11 protein-coding genes are annotated in these 16,331 nt (G+C 68.6%); 4 read left to right on the forward strand and 7 right to left on the reverse strand.

Features of this window, described 5'->3' with window-relative positions; translation table 11 throughout:
* Nucleotides 1–74: 74 nt before the first annotated feature.
* The 3 genes from J2S35_RS04385 to hutU form a co-directional block, all read right to left on the reverse strand.
* Entirely contained in the window at nucleotides 75–1,445 is a 1,371-nt protein-coding gene (locus J2S35_RS04385; RefSeq protein ID WP_309850236.1) for a YjiH family protein, read from the reverse strand.
* The gene (locus tag J2S35_RS04390) at nucleotides 1,442–2,728 is read right to left on the reverse strand and encodes an amidohydrolase family protein (protein ID WP_309850237.1); all 1,287 of its coding nucleotides are present in this window, start codon (nucleotides 2,726–2,728) and stop codon (nucleotides 1,442–1,444) included. The genes J2S35_RS04385 and J2S35_RS04390 overlap by 4 nt, the downstream gene beginning before the upstream one ends.
* A gap of 321 nt (nucleotides 2,729–3,049) precedes the next feature.
* A complete protein-coding gene (gene hutU / locus J2S35_RS04395) occupies nucleotides 3,050–4,738 on the reverse strand; it encodes a urocanate hydratase (protein WP_309850238.1) in 1,689 nt (562 codons plus the stop codon).
* 241 nt (nucleotides 4,739–4,979) lie between these two features.
* Between hutU and J2S35_RS04400 the strand changes: the two genes are divergently transcribed.
* The gene (locus J2S35_RS04400; RefSeq protein ID WP_309850240.1) at nucleotides 4,980–5,339 is read left to right on the forward strand and encodes a hypothetical protein; all 360 of its coding nucleotides are present in this window, start codon (nucleotides 4,980–4,982) and stop codon (nucleotides 5,337–5,339) included.
* A gap of 24 nt (nucleotides 5,340–5,363) precedes the next feature.
* On the opposite strand, the gene J2S35_RS04405 is transcribed toward J2S35_RS04400, so the two are convergent.
* The gene (locus J2S35_RS04405) at nucleotides 5,364–6,203 is read right to left on the reverse strand and encodes an IclR family transcriptional regulator (RefSeq protein WP_309850242.1); all 840 of its coding nucleotides are present in this window, start codon (nucleotides 6,201–6,203) and stop codon (nucleotides 5,364–5,366) included.
* Nucleotides 6,204–6,320: 117 nt separating this feature from the next.
* On the opposite strand from J2S35_RS04405, the gene hutG reads away from it, so the two are divergent.
* Nucleotides 6,321–7,403 (forward strand): formimidoylglutamase, encoded by a 1,083-nt coding sequence (gene hutG / locus J2S35_RS04410; protein WP_309850244.1) that lies wholly within the window; start codon nucleotides 6,321–6,323, stop codon nucleotides 7,401–7,403.
* A 250-nt stretch (nucleotides 7,404–7,653) separates the two neighbouring features.
* Nucleotides 7,654–9,072, forward strand: coding sequence for an amino acid permease (locus J2S35_RS04415; RefSeq protein ID WP_303128562.1), 1,419 nt, complete (start codon nucleotides 7,654–7,656; stop codon nucleotides 9,070–9,072).
* 1,046 nt (nucleotides 9,073–10,118) lie between these two features.
* Here the strand turns inward: J2S35_RS04415 and J2S35_RS04420 are convergent.
* Nucleotides 10,119–11,699, reverse strand: a complete 1,581-nt coding sequence (locus tag J2S35_RS04420) for an APC family permease (protein WP_309850248.1) — start codon at nucleotides 11,697–11,699, stop codon at nucleotides 10,119–10,121.
* Nucleotides 11,700–11,866: 167 nt separating this feature from the next.
* On the opposite strand from J2S35_RS04420, the gene J2S35_RS04425 reads away from it, so the two are divergent.
* On the forward strand, nucleotides 11,867–13,351 hold the full coding sequence (locus tag J2S35_RS04425) for a DUF998 domain-containing protein (RefSeq protein WP_309850251.1): 1,485 nt from the start codon (nucleotides 11,867–11,869) through the stop codon (nucleotides 13,349–13,351).
* Nucleotides 13,352–13,448: 97 nt separating this feature from the next.
* On the opposite strand, the gene J2S35_RS04430 is transcribed toward J2S35_RS04425, so the two are convergent.
* Complete coding sequence (locus J2S35_RS04430) at nucleotides 13,449–14,024, reverse strand: hypothetical protein (protein WP_309850254.1); 576 nt, start codon at nucleotides 14,022–14,024, stop codon at nucleotides 13,449–13,451.
* A gap of 1,152 nt (nucleotides 14,025–15,176) precedes the next feature.
* Entirely contained in the window at nucleotides 15,177–16,328 is a 1,152-nt protein-coding gene (locus J2S35_RS04435; RefSeq protein ID WP_309850256.1) for an IS1249 family transposase, read from the reverse strand.
* Between the last annotated feature and the right edge of the window lie 3 nt (nucleotides 16,329–16,331).

Here is a 16,331-nt window from a genome sequence, read left to right on the forward strand (position 1 = left end):
ACCTTTCGGGAGCGGGCGGAGGGGCAAGGGGACGACGACGGGGCCGCGGGGGCGCACCCCCGCGGCCCCTGCCGTCACGTGACGAGGTAGGCGATGGGGGTCGTGATGAGGATCGTCAGGGCGACCCGCTCGAACCAGATAACCACGAGCTGGCCGATCGAGACGGGGATCTCCGTGGCGACGATGCACGGCACGAGCGCGGAGAAGAAGATGATCGCGCTGATCGCGACGACACCGATGACGAACTTCGTCACGGTCGAGCCCGAGCCGGCGGCCACGGTGGCGGGCAGGAACATCTCCGCGATGCCCACGGCGGACGCCTTGGCCGCGAGGGCGGAGTCCGGCAGGAAGATCGTGAACGGGCGGAAGATCCAGCCGAGCCAGTCGAAGACGCGCGTGTGCTCGGCGAGGAGCAGGCCGGCGAGGCCCACGGACATGATGGACGGGAGGATCGCGCCGGCCATGCCGAGGCCGTCCTTGAGGTTGGACGCGATGTTGCGGCCGAGACTCGGCGTCTCGGCGAGGACGCGGTGGACCTCGCCCCACGCGGCCTTGGCCCGGGAGCCGGTGACCGGCTGCTCGAGCTGCGGCTCAACCCCGGGGTAGACGTCGTCGGGGATCCGGCTCAGCGGCGGGATGTGGACCGTGATGGCCGTGACCGCGAACGTGACAAAGAGGGTCACGAAGAAGTACGTGAGCCACATGTCCATGAGGCCCAGGGTCTTGGCGACGATGACCATGAAGGCGGCCGAGACGGTCGAGAAGCCTGTCGCGATGATCGCGGCCTCCTTGCCCGTGTACTTGCCCTCTCGGTAGACCCGGTCCGTGATGAGGAGGCCGAGCGAGTAGCTGCCCACGAAGGACGCGACGGCGTCCACCGCGGAGCGGCCAGGCGTCTTGAACAGGGGGCGCATGATCGGCTGCATGAACACGCCCATGAACTCCATGAGCCCGTAGCCCACGAGCAGCGCCAGGAAGATCGCGCCGATGGGCACGATGAATCCGACGGGCGTGACGATCTTGTCCCACAGGAACGGGCCCATGCCCTTGGCTGCGATGATCTTTGGTGCAAAACCGAGGACAAGGGAGACCGCCACGATGAGTCCGACGACGTTGGCCGCGGCGAAGAGCTTCGTTGTGAAGGACTTCCGCCACGAGCCAGTGACGAAGGGCCGGGCCGTGCCGTACGCCGCGAGGGCCAGGAGGAAGAGGTCGACAGCCATCGGGTGCAGGCTGCTCGTCAGCCACGTGACGATGTGGTCGAGCGGAATGGTGTTTCGCCCGCCGATCGTGATGGGCACGAAGAACATGAACGCCCCAATGGCGCTGAAGAGATAGAACTGCCAGAGCGAGGCGCGGGAGCCGGGAGTCCCAGCCTGCGCGGCGGGGCCGCTCGGGGTGGCGGCGTTCTGAGCCGGGTCGGATGCGGCGGCGCGGGAGCTCATGCGACTCGCACCCCCTTTCTGATGGTCGCTGCGGTCATGGGCATCCCCGGGCGGTAGGCAAGGTGGATCGCCGCCGGGGCGTTGAGGACATGGAGGTCCGCGCGGGCGCCGGGCACAATCCGGCCCACGTCCGTGCGGCGCAGGGCCGTGGCCCCGCCGAGCGTGGCTGCCTCGAGAGCCTCCTCGAGGGTCAGCCTCATCTGCAGGACGGCGGTGCCGACGCAGAAGTTCATGGAGGACGTGTAGCTCGTCCCGGGGTTGCAATTGGAGGCGATGGCGAGCGTGGCGCCCGCGTCCGCCAGCTCCCGTGCGGGGGCCAAGGGGGCTCGCGTGGAGAGGTCGCACGCAGGCAGGATCGTCGCGACGGTCGGCCAGTCGATGCCGGCGGGGTCCGCGGCGGGCGGGGCGCCGTCGACCCCTCCGTTGGCGCGGAAGGCGCGCCCGGAGGCGCCCAGGCCCTCGATGTCCTCGGAGGAGAGGTAGTTGATGTGGTCCACGCTCGCGGCTCCGAGCTCAAGGGCGAGGGCCACGCCTCCGGTCTCCCCGAGCTGGTTGCCGTGGAGGCGCGGGGTGAGGCCAGCGGCACGGCACGCCTCGAGGACCCGGCGGGACTGCTCGGGGGTGAAGGCGCCCTCCTCGCAGAAGACGTCCGCCCAGCGGAGGCGCTCGCCGCCTGAGGCGAGGACGGCCTGGAGCATCTCGCCGGTGACGAGGTCCACGTACTCGTCCGCGCGGTTCTTGTACTCGGCAGGCACGAGGTGGGCGCCGAGGAAGGTCACCTCGTCCATGTGCTCGGCGGCAATCCGGGCGCTGCGAGCCTCGTCCTCCACGTTGAGGCCGTAGCCCGTCTTGGTCTCCATGCACGTGGTGCCGCCGCGGCGGGCCTCCTCCACGCGGGAGGCGAGCAGCGCGGCGAGGCGCTCGTCCGAGGCTTCGCGCGTGGCCCCGGTCGTCACCCCGATGCCGCCGGCGGAATATGACTCTCCGGCCATGCGCGCCTGGAACTCGGCGGAGCGGTCCCCGTCGAAGACCATGTGGGAGTGGGAGTCCACCCAGCCGGGCAGGACGGCGCGGCCCTCGAGATCCACACGGCGGTCTGCGGCGGGGGCCTCGGAGCGGGGCCCCGCCCAGGCGATGACGTCCCCCTCGATGAGGACGGCGGCGTCGCGGAGGACGCGGCGCTCGGCGTCGAGCGTCCACAACTCGGACACGCCCTCCACGAGGACAGTTCCCGTGCCCGTCAGGGCATCGAGCGTCTCGGACGGCTCGGTGTTCGCGGCCATGAATCCTCCTAGCAGCTGTGGCAGGTATCCCTCCCAGTATGTGGCAGGTCACATTTTCGAGTCCCGGGCGGAGCGGGGTTCTGTCCGAAATCCCGGACGGATTCACGGTGCCCACAGCAACTCTGGCGCCCGCGGCCGCACCCGCCCGCCGATTCACGCCGTCATCAACCGGAGCACGTCTGCTTCGGGAGGTTTCCTCCGCGAGAATTCGCTTCATTCCAGACGTGATTCATCCGAACATGCCGCGCTTCGGCGGCCCCCGGCAACAGCACGAGGGGCCCCGGCGCCGCAGCGCCGGGGCCCCTCCCAGGGCGAACCCGCTTAGGAGCCGAACTCCGTCATGGGGACGCGGACGCCGCGCTCGGCCGCGACGTCCTGGGCACGCTCGTAGCCCGCGTCGACGTGGCGGATGACGCCCATCGCAGGGTCGTTCGTGAGAAGCCGCTCGAGCTTCTGCGCCGCGAGGTCCGTGCCGTCCGCCACGCCAACCTGGCCCGCGTGGATGGAGCGGCCGATGCCGACGCCGCCGCCATGGTGGATCGAGACCCACGTGGCGCCGGAGGACGTGTTGACGAGGGCGTTGAGGAGCGGCCAGTCGGCAATCGCGTCGGAGCCGTCCTTCATGGCCTCGGTCTCGCGGTACGGGGAGGCCACGGAGCCGGAGTCGAGGTGGTCGCGGCCGATGACGATCGGCGCCTTGACCTTGCCGTCGCGGACGAGCTCGTTGAACAGCTGCCCCGCCTTGGCGCGCTCGCCGTAGCCGAGCCAGCAGATGCGGGCAGGGAGGCCCTCGAACTCGACGTACTCGCCGGCGGCGTCGATCCAGCGGTGCAAGTGCTCGTTCTCGGGGAAGAGCTCCTTGATGGCCTCGTCGGTGACGCGGATGTCCTCGGGGTCGCCGGAGAGGGCCACCCAGCGGAACGGGCCGAGGCCCTCGCAGAAGAGCGGGCGGATGTAGGCGGGGACGAAGCCGGGGAACTCGAACGCGCGGTCGTACCCGGCCTGGCGGGCCTCGTCGCGGATGGAGTTGCCGTAGTCGAAGACCTCGGCGCCGGCGTCCTGGAACTCGACCATCGCCTGGACGTGGCGGGCCATGGCGTTCTGGGACTTCTTCGTGAAGCCGGTCTCGTCTGCAGCGGCCTCGGCCTGCCACTGCTCCACCGTGTACTCAGTGGGCAGGTAGGAGAGGGGGTCGTGCGCGGACGTCTGGTCGGTGACCACGTCCACGGTGATCTCGCCCTTCTTGTGCAGCTCGAGGAGCTCGGGGAAGAGCTCGGCGGCGTTGCCGACCACGCCGATGGACAGCGCCTTCTTGGCAGCCTTCGCCTCGTTGGCCTGGGCAACGGCGTCGGCCAGGCTGTCCGCGACAGTGTCAAGGTACCGCTTGGAGACGCGCCGCTCGAGGCGCGTGCGGTCCACGTCCACGATGATGCAGACGCCGCCGTTGAGCGTGACGGCGAGGGGCTGGGCGCCGCCCATGCCGCCGCAGCCGCCCGTGAGGGTGATGGTGCCCGCGAGGGTGCCGTTGAAGCGCTTCTTGGCCACGGCCGCGAAGGTCTCGAAGGTCCCCTGAAGGATGCCCTGGGTGGCGATGTAGATCCACGAGCCGGCCGTCATCTGGCCGTACATCATGAGGCCCTCGGCCTCGAGGCGGCGGAACTCGGGCCACGTCGCCCAGTCGCCGACGAGGTTGGAGTTGGCGAGGAGGACGCGCGGGGCCCACTCGTGGGTGCGGAGGATGCCGACGGGCTTGCCGGACTGGACGAGGAGCGTCTCGTCCTTCTCGAGGTCCTTGAGGGACGCGACGATCGCGTCGAACGCCTCCCAGCTGCGGGCGGCGCGGCCGGTGCCGCCGTAGACGACGAGGTCGTCGGGGCGCTCGGCAACCTCGGGGTCGAGGTTGTTCATGAGCATGCGGAGGGGGGCCTCGGTCTGCCAGGACTTGGCGGAGAGGTCGGTGCCTCGGTCTGCGCGGACGGGGCGGGGTCCGCTGGGTGCGTTCTGCGTCATGTCGGCTCCTTGTGGTGCTGAATCGTGCGGCGTTGAGTGCCGCCCGGTCTGCGCGGGGGCGGCCGCGTCTTCCTTCAGTGTGACCCAGCCCACCTGGGGTGCGCCCGCCTCGCCTGGACGTTGTGTCCGGGATTTCGGACGACCACGGGGCTGGCGCGCCTCCACCCCGCTCCACATGGCCCCTGCCCCACGTTCACAAACATGTGATATAATCAACATCACCCTCACGAAAGGAGTACCCGTGTTCACCCAGGCACCAAACACCGGAGTCGATCTGACCTCCGGCGACATCGCCTTCACCGTGACCGCCCCCGAGGCCTCCGCGGTTCTCGAACTCGGCACCGAGCTCGTGGCCACGGTAGGGATGCTCGTCGCCTCGAAGATCACCGAGAGCGACATCTTCATCGTCCCGCCGCAGGAGTCCGTCACCGAGACGGACGAGGGCCAGGCGCACGCGCGCACCCTCGCGCTCCGCGTCATGCGGGACGAGCCCGTGGAGCAGGCGGACCGCGAGCGCATCGCGGCCGTCGTGACCAACCTCTCCGCGCGCGCCTTCAGCAACGCCGAGGTCCCCGTGCGCGTGGAGTCCAGCCTCGGCTGACCCAAGGGGTGACGCCCGTGAGGCCTACATCCGGGACTCGAGCTCCCGGGCCGCCGCCTGGACCCGGGTGGCAAGGCGCTCGCGGGCGTCGTCGTCATAGCGGTGCGCCACGAAGGTGACCGCGAAGGACGCGACCGGCATGCCCACCCTGTCCAGGGCCGCCGCCGCGATGGACGCGAAACCCTCCGTGACCTCCCCCTCCTCGACCGCACAGCCGCGCTCCGCCGCCTCGGAGAGGAGGGCGCGGAGCTCGCGGAGGCTCTCGGGTCCGGCGCCGGGAATGCGGCGCTCAAAGGATGACGACGACGGAAACACCGCCCGGATCTGCGCCGCAGGCAGGGCGGCCAGCATAGACCGGCCCGTGGCGGTGAGGTGTGCCGGGAGCCGAACCCCGACGTCCGTGACCAGAGAGGGACGGCCCTTGGCGCGCTCCTCGTTGACATAGACGACGTCCGAGCCGCGGAGGACGGCCACGTGACCCGACTCCCCCACGGCGTCCACGAGCCGCTCAAGGATGGGACGGGAGGCGCGGGCGATGGGCTCCTGGCGGGCGTACGCCATGGACAGCTCGAACGCCGCGAGGCCCAGGCCGAACGTCTTCTCCTCCGGAAAGTGGACCAGGTAGCCGCGGCGGACGAGCGCCGTCAGGAGCTGATACACCGTGGAGCGCGGCAGGCCGAGCGCGGCGGCCACGGTCTGGGCCCCCACGGGCGAGCGGCGGCGAGAGACATAGCCGAGGACGTCGAGGACGCGCTCCGCGGCCGGGGACTTCGGCGGTGTGTCAGAGCGCGCTGGCTCTGTGGCGCTCGTCAGGCCCGGGCCTGCGTCAGGCCCTGGGGGCGGGGTGGTTCCGGGCGTGCTCATGCCCCCAGCCTATGTCCGAGACCCCGGACAGCGCTCGCGCGGGCTTGGGGCGGGCCGAGCGGCGCGGGGATACGATCGGACCAACCGCCGACCCACGCTCGAGACGGAGGACACGCCATGACCGAGACCACGCCCCAGACCCGCACATTCGAGTGGACCGGCCGCACGGACGGCCCCGGCCCCGAGCACGCCCGCTGGCACTCCACGGTCCAGACCGCGCCGCTTGAGCAGCTCCTCGATGGCGCCGCGCCGGCCGCAGGCCAGGTTCCGGGCCGGGATGCGAACGCGCAGGGCACGGACGCCTCCCCCGCCCCGGCTGGGGGCACGGCGGGGTCTGGCGCGGCGGCGGAGCGCCCCGCCGTCGACCTCATTGGCTTCTCCTCAGACGCCGGCGTGGCCCGGAACAAGGGGCGCGTGGGCGCCGCCGAGGGCCCGGACGCGCTCCGGACGGGGCTCGCGAGCCTCGCCATCCGCGAGCCGCGGACCCTCACGGACTTCGGCACCATCGTGGTGGCGGACGACGCCGGGCTCGAGCCGGGCCAGGACCGCCTCTCGGACGCCGTTGCGGGCTCGGTGCGCCGCGGCGCCGTTCCGTGCGTGCTCGGCGGCGGGCACGAGACCGCCTGGGGCACGTTCCGCGGGCTCCGCGCCGAGCTCGCCGCGAAGGCCGAGCAGGCCGGAACGCGGACGCCGCGGCTCGGCATCCTCAACCTGGACCAGCATTTCGACCTCCGCGAGGAGGACCGGCCCACGTCCGGCACGCCGTTCCGGCAGATCGCCGAGCTCCTCAAGGCCGCGGGCGAGGACTTCGTCTACGGCGTGGTGGGCCTGAGCGAGGTCAACAACACGACCGCGGGCTTCGAGACGGCCGAGGCCCTCGGGGTGCGCGTCCTCCTCGATGTGGACTGCACCGTGCAGGCGGCCGTGCGGTTCGCCCGTGAGCTGATCGACTCCGTGGATGCGCTCTACATGACGCTCGACCTCGACGTTCTCCCCGCCTCTGTGGCCCCCGGGGTCAGCGCGCCGGCCGGATACGGCGTCAACCTCGACATCATCCGCGCCGTGATGCTGGAGGCCGCGCGGTCCGGGAAGCTCGCGGGCTTCGACGTCGTCGAGCTCAACCCGCGCTTCGACACGGACAGCCGCACCGCGCGGACGGCCGCACGCCTCATCGACGACGTCGTCCGGGCCCTGGCGTAGCGCCGCAGGCCCCTCGGCGGGGCCCGGGCGTCACCCCGCCGGGGCGTGACCGCCGCAGCGCGGTGGCCGTTGCACGCGCGTGACCGCCGCCGGGAGTGCAGGCGCCGAAATCACTCCCAGGAAGTGACTTGCGTCTCAAGCTCGCCGTTCTTGTAGAATAACGCTCATTCTGCTCCTCCTTCGGGTGGAGACGATGCAGTCTCTCAGGGCGGTTCATGGCCGCCCTCCATTCCTCGTTGGAGATACAGACATGAGCACTCAGGCATCCACTGCCTCAGCACCACGCTCGCATGACGAGCTCTCGCGCAATCTCTCCTCGCGCCACGTTCAGTTCATCGCGCTCGGCACCGCCATTGGCACGGGCCTTTTCTACGGGTCGTCGGAAACGATCCAGGCCGCAGGCCCCGCCGTTTTGGTCGCATACCTGATCGCGGGCTTCATGGTCTTCATCGTCATGCGCGCCCTGGGCGAGATGGCCGTCCGCTACCCCGTCGCCGGGTCGTTCGCGCAGTACTCGAACACCTTCCTCGGCCCGTTCGCGGGCTTCCTGACGGGCTGGATCTTCTGGCTCGAGCTGGCCGTCGTCGCCATTGCCGACATGACCGCTGTGGCGACCTACATGGGCCTCTGGTTCCCCGGCGTCCCCGGCTGGCTCTGGATGGTGCTGGCCGTGGCCATCATCGGCGGGCTCAATCTGCTGGCCGTCCAGGTGTTCGGCGAGCTTGAATTCTGGTTCTCCCTCATCAAGGTTGTGGCTATTCTGGCGCTCGTGGTCGGCGGCATCGGCCTCATTCTCTGGGGCGCCAACGTGGGCGGCACGACCCCTGACATCGCCAACCTGTGGCAGCACGGCGGTTTCGCGCCGTTCGGCCTCTGGGGCATCATCATGAGCTTCAGCATCGTCGTCTTCTCCTTCGGCGGCGTCGAGACGCTCGGCATGACCGCGGGCGAGGCCGGAAACCCGGAGCGCTCCATCGCGCGCGCCGTCAACTCCGTGCCGTTCCGCATCCTCCTCTTCTACGTGGCTGCCCTCGCGGTCATCATGGCGATCTTCCCGTGGAACCAGGTCACCGGCGAGTCCTCCCCGTTCGTCGAGGTCTTCGCGGCGCTCAAGGTGCCGGCGGCGCAGCACATCATGAACTTCGTGGTCCTCACGGCGGCCCTGTCCGCCATGAACGCGATCTTCTACGCCGGCTCCCGCACCCTGTACGGGCTCGCGGAACAGGGGCACGCGCCGAAGTCCTTCCTGCGCCTGTCCCGCCGCAGCAACATTCCCGTGCTGCCGGTCATGGCCATGTTCGGCGTGGCTGTTGTGGGCCTGTTCCTCTTCATCGCCATTGAGAAGCGGCTGTTCTTCTACGTGGCGGCCATCGCGACCTTCGCGACGGTCTTCACGTGGCTCATGATCCTCCTGGCCCACTGGCGGATGCGCTCGCTCATCAAGCGCGAGGGCGCGGCGCCCGGCTCGTTCCGGTCCCCGCTGTTCCCTGTGCTCAACGCGATCGCCATTGCCTTCATCGTCTTCGTCATCGTCCTGCTGGCCCTGACCGAGGGTGGGCGCAGCGCGTTCATCGTCGGCGTGTCCGCACTGGTGATCCTGGCGATCGGCTACGCGCTCTTCGTCAAGGGCCATGGGCGCGAGCGCCTGATCCTCACGCCGCGCGAGTAGGCGGACGGGCGGGGGGCTCGCCCCGCACGAGCAAGCGCGAGGTTTCCCGCACCGCTCAGCACGAGCTCGGGGCACCGACCCCGCGCAGAGACGGCCCAGGCCGGGCCCGGTTCAGAACCGGGTTCGGCCTGGGCCGCTTTCGTGTCCACGCACGCGCGGCCTGCCGAACTACGCCACCATTAACCGAACGGCGCCGGCGTCGAGGGTTTTCTTCCGCAAGAACACGCTCCGAAGATGCCGGGCTTGAATTGAACACGAGGCGGATCGGCAGCGCAACCGCGCGGGAATTCCATTCCGGGATGACGCCGGACCCGGATCCCCGCCAGCCCGGAGCCCAGAGCCCAGAGCCCAGAGCCCAGAGGCACAATTTATTCTCCTGAGACGTGTCATGCACATGCGATTAAACTGCTTCCACAAATCCGTGGACACGCAGTGGACGTCGGCGTACAGTGGGGGCATCATAGGCACGCACAGGGGGATGTAATGCAACTCATACTGACTTCAAACCCACTCGTTCCAGCACCTTATGAGCTCGCTGTCTCCGCTCTCATGTTCATTTTGTGCATCATTCCGGTCGTCCTGCTGGTCGCGCTGGTTCGGCACGGCAAGAAGAAGACCGAATCCACGTCTTTGGCAGTCGACCACGGACGTCATAGCGTCTCTTGATGGCACGCCGTCGTTGAGCCGCGCTGTGGTGGCCTCAGCGCCTCGTAGGCGAGGATGCGCGCCGCGCCAGCCTTCATCTTGCCGCCTTCGGCCGCGCGAAAGAGCAAGCAGCCCTACTCGCAGTTCCAGCCCAATCTGACCTCGGCCGCCGATTCGGGCGATCTGACTGCCCACCCGCGTCGTTCGCGTCTTTACGGCCTCGAGAAACTCAGTGGGGCCAAGAGAGAGATCAGCTTCTATCCACTCTTTCGGGGCAAATTTAGACCGGGAGCGCCGCGAGCGCCAGGCCGGTCAGGGGCAGCCACACGCGGCCTGCGCCAGGCATGCGAAAGGGCCGGGACCCGCGGTGGCGGATCCCGGCCCTTCTGCCGACCAGAGGACTACTCTGCTGCGCGGCGCGGCGTGGCGGCGGAACGGTCGACGTCCGCACCGTGGTGCGCGTTATCCGCAGACGCGGGGTTGTCGACGGAGCCCATGGCCGGAGCCTCGTAGCCCGGCTTCCCCAGGACGGCGTGCGTGCGTCCGTAGGCGAAGTAGATGGCGAAGCCGATGGCGAGCCAGATCGCGAAGAAGATCCAGGACTCGACCTTGAGGTTCAGCATCAGGTAGAAGCACAGCAGCGCGGACGCCACGGGGATGACCGGGCCGCCCGGGACGCGGTACGCCGGCGTGAGGTCCGGGCGCTTGCGGCGCAGGACGATCACGCCGATGGACACCATGACGAACGCAGAGAGCGTGCCGATGTTGATGAGCTCCTCCAGCAGGTCGACCTTGGTGAAGCCAGCGACAAGGGCCACGAGGGCGCCGCAGATGATCTGCAGGCGGGCCGGGGTGGCGCGCGTCGCGCTCGTGACGGAGAGCGCACGGGGCAGGAGGCCGTCGCGGCTCATGGCGAGGACAACGCGGGCCAGGCCCATGAGGAGAACCATGATGACGGTGGTCAGGCCGATGAGCGAGCCCAGCGCGATGATCTGCGCGGCCCAGCCTGCGCCGACCATGTCGAAGGCCGTCGCGAGGTTGGGGGTCTTCGTCTTGGCGAGGTCCTTGTAGGAGACCATGCCCGTGATGGCGAGGGAGACGCCGAGGTACAGCGCGGTGGTGAGGATCAGGCCGCCGAAGATGCCGCGGGGCAGCGTCTTGCCGGGGTTCTTGACCTCTTCTGCACTCGTGGCCACAACGTCGAAGCCGACGAACGCGAAGAACACGATGGCCGCACCCGTGATGATGCCTGCGAAGCCGTACTGCGCCGGCGCCTGGCCGGTGAGGAACGAGATGAACGCCTGCTGCTTGACCTCGCCTGCCACGCCCTGGCCCGGGACGGACTCGGGGATGAACGGGCGCAGGTTCTCAGCCTTGAAGTACGAGAGGCCGACGACGATGACGAAGAGGACGACCGCGACCTTGATGATCGTGAAGACGTTGCCGACGCGGGCGGACATCTTGGTGCCGAGCACGAGGAGCGTGGTGAAGATGGCCACGATGAGGAACGGGCCCCACGTGAACTCGAAGCCTGCGCCCATCGGCAGCGTTGCCGGGACGGAGAGCCCAAAGCCCTCGAGCACCACGGACAGGTAGATGCCCCAGTACTTGGCGATGACGGCCCCGGCCGTGAACAGCTCGAGGATGAGGTTCCAGCCGATGATCCACGCGGCGATCTCACCGATGGTCGCGTACGTGAAGACGTAGGCGGAGCCGGCCACGGGGATGGCCGTGGCGAATTCGGCGTAGCACATGATGGCGAATGCGCACGTGATGGCGGCGATGATGAAGGAGATGGTGACGGCGGGGCCTGCGGCGACGGCGGCCGTCTTGGCGCCGACGGAGAAGATGCCCGCGCCGACGGCGACGGCGACACCCATAATGGCGAGATCCCACGCGTTGAGGGATCGCTTGAGCGTTCGGCCTGGCTCTTCTGCGTTTGCGAGCGATTCCTCGATCGACTTTGTGCGCATGAGATTCATGGGTTACTTCCTTGGTATACGGGGCGGCAGCGGCCGCAACGGCACGGAGGCTTGGCCCCGAGCAGCCCCAAAAGTAGCACGGAGGTCCGGATTAGACGGGCAATTTCGGACATTCGTCTCAACATGTGAACAGCGCCCGAGGGGTGAGCCCGGAATACAATGAGTTCATGCAGCTGACCCGTGCCTCGTGGGGGATCCTCATCGCAGCGATGGCGCTGTACTCTGCCTGGGTGCTGGCACTCGGAGGGGCCTCTCAAGGCTTCGTGGACCCCGCCACGAGCTACGTCTCCGAGCTGGCCGCCGCGGGGCAGCCGCGCCGGAACGCCTTCCGCAGCACGGACGCCCTGGCCGGGCTCATCGTGGCAGGCCTCGCCATTGCCCAGTGGCCTCTTCGCACCATGGACGCGCTCCCCGACAAGGCGCGCTGGCTCGGGCACACGGCCCTCGCCGGCCTGATCCTCTTCGGGATCTGCACCGTCCTGGACGCCGCCTGGACCATGGCCTGCACGCCGAGCCAGTCCCCCGCCTGCTACGCCATGCAGGTCGACGGCTCGCTTCCCTGGACCCACTATGCCCACACCACTACCTCCACGGGCGTGGGCCTCGGACTCTCGGTGGCGATGGTCTCCTTGGCGGCAGCCGGCGTCGTCGCCCTCAGACACCAGACGCACGGGACCCCCGCCCGCGGGCTGAAGGCCCGCGTGTGGGTGGGCGCGGTGCTGGCGCTGGCCGCCCTCGCGATGGTCATCGTGTCCATTTGCATGGCCCCGCCCGTGCAGGACGCATTCGGGGAGGGGCCGCTGCCGCTGGGGGTGACGCAGCGGGCGAGCCTCGCGCTCTCGTCCCTGACGCTCCTGACGCTTCTGGCGCCGGGTCCGCTCTCGCCGGACGCGCGCCGGCGCGCGCCTGAGCGGCCTTCGCTGGTGTTCCACCCGGGGCTTGGGGTCGCCATGGATTCGTTCGACGACGTTCGGGCCGCCCTCAGCGAGCACCATCAGGTGACGTGGGCGCGGCCGGGGATGGACGGGGCGCCGTCGCGCGAGGAGGGCGACATGCCCGGTTCGGTGGTGGACGCGAAGGCGCTGCTGGAGGTGCTGGACCACGCCGGGCCCGGGGGGCGGCCGGTGGGGCGCGCGATTCTTGTGGGGCACTCGATGTCGGGGCCCGTCATTGAGACGTTCGCTCGGCTGTACCCGGAGCGGGTGGCGGGGCTCGTGTTCCTCGACGCGAGCATTCCCCCGTCCGGCGGCCGGAGCAAGGGCGTGCGGCGGGACCGGGTTGCACGCTCGGTCCGGCGGGCCTGGGCGCGGTCCGGGCTGACCCGGCTCATTTCGCGGGCGTCAGGGCACCCGGACCGACTGCCGAACGTGGATGTGGAGAACGCCGCGTACCCCTGGTACATCGAGGAGGCCACGCAGGTCCGCAACGCGAAGCCCATGCCGGACGTGCCGGTTGAGGTGGTTGTGGCTCACCGCGGGGTGCCGTTCACCGGGTTCTGGATCCGGCAGCAGCGCGACTACGTGCGGCTCCTCCACGACACGGGGGCCACCCGGGCGCGGCTGACCGTGGTGCGGCCGTCCGGGCACCTGGTGCAGAAGGAGCACCCGCTGCAGGTGGCCGAGATCATCCGGCGCGTGATCCGGGGGGTTTAGCGGGTTTCTTCCTTCTCCCGTTTGGCGGCGGGTTTCGCACGTGGCAGTGCGATTTTTGGCTCAAACTCGCCCCGAAATGGGGAGGGCGCGGGGATGGTCAGCGGCGGCGGAGGGCGTCAAACATGGGCTGGGGGTCCTTGACGTCGTAGAAGCCGAAGCCACCTCGGCTCGCGAAGGACGGCATGCCCGTGTTCTCCCAGATGTCTATGCCGAGCGGCCCGCCGCCGGCCACGAAGGAGACGTCACCGTGGGTGCCCCGGGCGCGAGTCCGAACGGGCGACTGGCCCAGGATGACGTCCTCCCACGAGCCGTTGTCTTTGGTGATGATGGCTCGCTCTGTGGTGATCCAGTAATACGTCTTGCGCTTCTGGGCGGCCTTGACGAAGAAGCGGCCGATGACCATGTAGAGGCCGACTGCCACGAACACCGCGCCGAAGAGAATGAAGACGATTCCCGGCCCACGCCCTCCGCGGGTCATACCGAAGACCGAGGCCTCCCAGAAGATCGCGAAGCCGGCCCAGAGGACCGTGAACGGGATCAGGAAGGCGTCTTTGGCGGTGAAGTGCTTGGAAGGATCGGGCCGCCCTGACCAGAGGAGCGACTCTCCGGAATGGAGACGATTCTCCACGGACGCGGCGTTGGGGATGGGTGCCTCAGCGGGCCATGTGCTCATGAGCAAAGGGTATCCCGGGATGGGCAGGAGGCCTATTGGCTGGGGCACCGGTGGCGCTCTGCGCTCTTGCCCGCTCGGAGTCATCGGAATAAAATAGAACAAACGTGCTGACACTGGGCCCCGTCGCACCGCGCCACGCCCGGCCGATCCCCTCATGCTGACACGCACCACCATCCAACGAAGGACACCCGGAAAGGATTCGGCCATGAGGTTCTTCGGAGTTGCCATGCTCCTATTTGCTGTGGCCCTGGCGGCAATGAGCGCCGCCGACGGCAACATGACGCTGATGCCCATCAACGCCGCGCAGGCGGTCACCGCAGGCTGCCTCATCTGCGTTGCTGCCAAGAGGGACAGGCACTCCGAGGGCGCATCAGGCTCGGAGTGGCCAGGGGAGCCCTCCCCGCCGCCTACCTCACAAACTCCCACTCCGTGGTGCGGATGATCTTCAGGGCCCGATGCCCAGTCTTGACGGAAAATAGAACACGCACCTGGTGCTTGACTGCCCAAAAAAACGCCGGCCACCTTTGCCCACACTGCACTCGAGTGCCATGGCAAGTGATCACAAAATCCGCGCCCGATATCCGCGGCGAACACACCCCCTCCCGGCCTGGCGCGGCCCCGGAGGCGCGGGCGCAGGATTTCATAGACCTGCCGACACCTGTATAGATGTAGACGTCGATGCCCTGCCTGACTGAGACACCCCCGACCCCAGGGTCTCTGTAGAATGTCATCATGAAAAGGAAATATGATGTCTTTTTGGGCCTTGCTATTGTCTTCACACTTGTTTGCACGGTCTCGCTCTCGACGGGTGGAAGACCGATCATTCCGGCGATCATTGGTGCGATCCTGTGGATCGTCTGGGCGATCCTCCGTAACGGTCAAGATCGTCGGCCTCGCCAACCCTAGCGAAGTCATCCCGCCCAGCCATGACGTCGATGCCAGTCGACAGAGCGGGAACAGACCTGCGACCGAAGGGGCCGCACTACCCTACGGGCGACCCCTTGTGGTAACCTGGAGATGCTCACCGTTACGACGGAGGAGAAGAAGGCCTTAGAACCCCAGCCGGACGACTGGATCTAAGGCCAACGTTTTTTCAGACCCTCCCCCCCCACCTGGGGTTAGCGGCCAAAAAGTGTGTTTTTCTCGGGCGTGTCATGGCCGTCCTGCCCACCCTCGCTGGGTTCCGTTCCCGTCCTCCCAGCTGAACCCGGTGCCCCACAGCTCGGGCCCGATCACGTCCTCGACCCCCGCGATGGTGTCCTCCCGGGCCTGGTAGTGCTCAGGGCGGATGAGCTCGCTTGCTGGTCGAGTGTCCACGCTCAAGGACCGGAAATACCAGGCCGCCGCCACGGGGGCCCGGTGCCTGGGGATCCCGCGATGCAGTCGGAAGAGTTCCTTGAGCCCGGCATTGACCCCACCCTCGAGCGGGCTTGTCGTACGCGGCAGCACTTCCCCGGGCCTGGCTTGTTCCAACCAGGTGAAGAGATGCCCGGCTTTGCGAACGCGTTCCAGGGTGAAATACGCCCGCCGAAGACGCTGATGCGTGTACCACCACGCCGCGCTCACAGGCACGCTCGAGGGCCTCACCAGGCCAGCACGGGCGTACGTGCGCTCCGTCAGAAGCGCCCGCCAGGCCCCATGCCACGCGGCCAACGAAGCCTCCCACGAGGCCGCCTGGTCCAGGGAGGAGACCTTCGGCAACGCCCGGGCCAGCGACCGCAGTTGCCGCCCTGCCTGTAGCACGGGCCGACGAGTGAGATGCTCATCCACCCGGTGAAGCAGATGAAAGAGACACCGTTGAACCCGGGTGGCGGGCCACAGCTCGCCGACCACGGTCAGAGCCGCGGCGTTCCCATCGACGATGACGATCTCCGGGGCCGGGATCATCTCCAGCAGCGCGGCCCATGACGCGCGCTTCTCCCGGTCGCAGAACTGCCACGCCACGACATGCTCACCGGTGTAGGCCACGAGCGCGCACCAGGTGTTGAAGTACGTCCCATCCAGCATCAGCACCCGGTGGACTTCCCCGGTCAGTACTGGTTCCGGGGCCACGTTCCAGCACCAGGCATGTTGGCGGCGGAATGTGCGAGCGGGCCCGTGCTCGCCCTGGGTCGTACGTCCAAGGAGCCAGTCCTCGAAGCGGTGGATCTGGTGGGCCCGTGTCAGGTCATCCCGGCGGGCTGGGGTGGTGGACGCTCCGCAGGATGAGCATCGGTAGCGCGGGCGTCCTGCGCTGGTCGTGCCGTTCTTGATCAGGGGCTGGGCGCATACACCACAACGGGGCCGATTCGCGGGAAGGGGCATTCA

This window comes from Falsarthrobacter nasiphocae (assembly GCF_031456275.1).
GTDB lineage: Bacteria > Actinomycetota > Actinomycetes > Actinomycetales > Micrococcaceae > Falsarthrobacter > Falsarthrobacter nasiphocae.

Excerpts from the sequence above, each read along its gene's own strand:
- J2S35_RS04385 (WP_309850236.1), bottom strand. The coding sequence starts at position 1,445 with ATGAGCTCCCGCGCCGCCGCATCCGACCCGGCTCAGAACGCCGCCACC.
- J2S35_RS04390 (WP_309850237.1), bottom strand. The coding sequence starts at position 2,728 with ATGGCCGCGAACACCGAGCCGTCCGAGACGCTCGATGCCCTGACGGGC.
- hutU (WP_309850238.1), bottom strand. The coding sequence starts at position 4,738 with ATGACGCAGAACGCACCCAGCGGACCCCGCCCCGTCCGCGCAGACCGA.
- J2S35_RS04405 (WP_309850242.1), bottom strand. The coding sequence starts at position 6,203 with ATGAGCACGCCCGGAACCACCCCGCCCCCAGGGCCTGACGCAGGCCCG.
- hutG (WP_309850244.1), top strand. The coding sequence starts at position 6,321 with ATGACCGAGACCACGCCCCAGACCCGCACATTCGAGTGGACCGGCCGC.
- J2S35_RS04415 (WP_303128562.1), top strand. The coding sequence starts at position 7,654 with ATGAGCACTCAGGCATCCACTGCCTCAGCACCACGCTCGCATGACGAG.
- J2S35_RS04420 (WP_309850248.1), bottom strand. The coding sequence starts at position 11,699 with ATGAATCTCATGCGCACAAAGTCGATCGAGGAATCGCTCGCAAACGCA.
- J2S35_RS04425 (WP_309850251.1), top strand. The coding sequence starts at position 11,867 with ATGCAGCTGACCCGTGCCTCGTGGGGGATCCTCATCGCAGCGATGGCG.
- J2S35_RS04430 (WP_309850254.1), bottom strand. The coding sequence starts at position 14,024 with ATGAGCACATGGCCCGCTGAGGCACCCATCCCCAACGCCGCGTCCGTG.
- J2S35_RS04435 (WP_309850256.1), bottom strand. The coding sequence starts at position 16,328 with ATGCCCCTTCCCGCGAATCGGCCCCGTTGTGGTGTATGCGCCCAGCCC.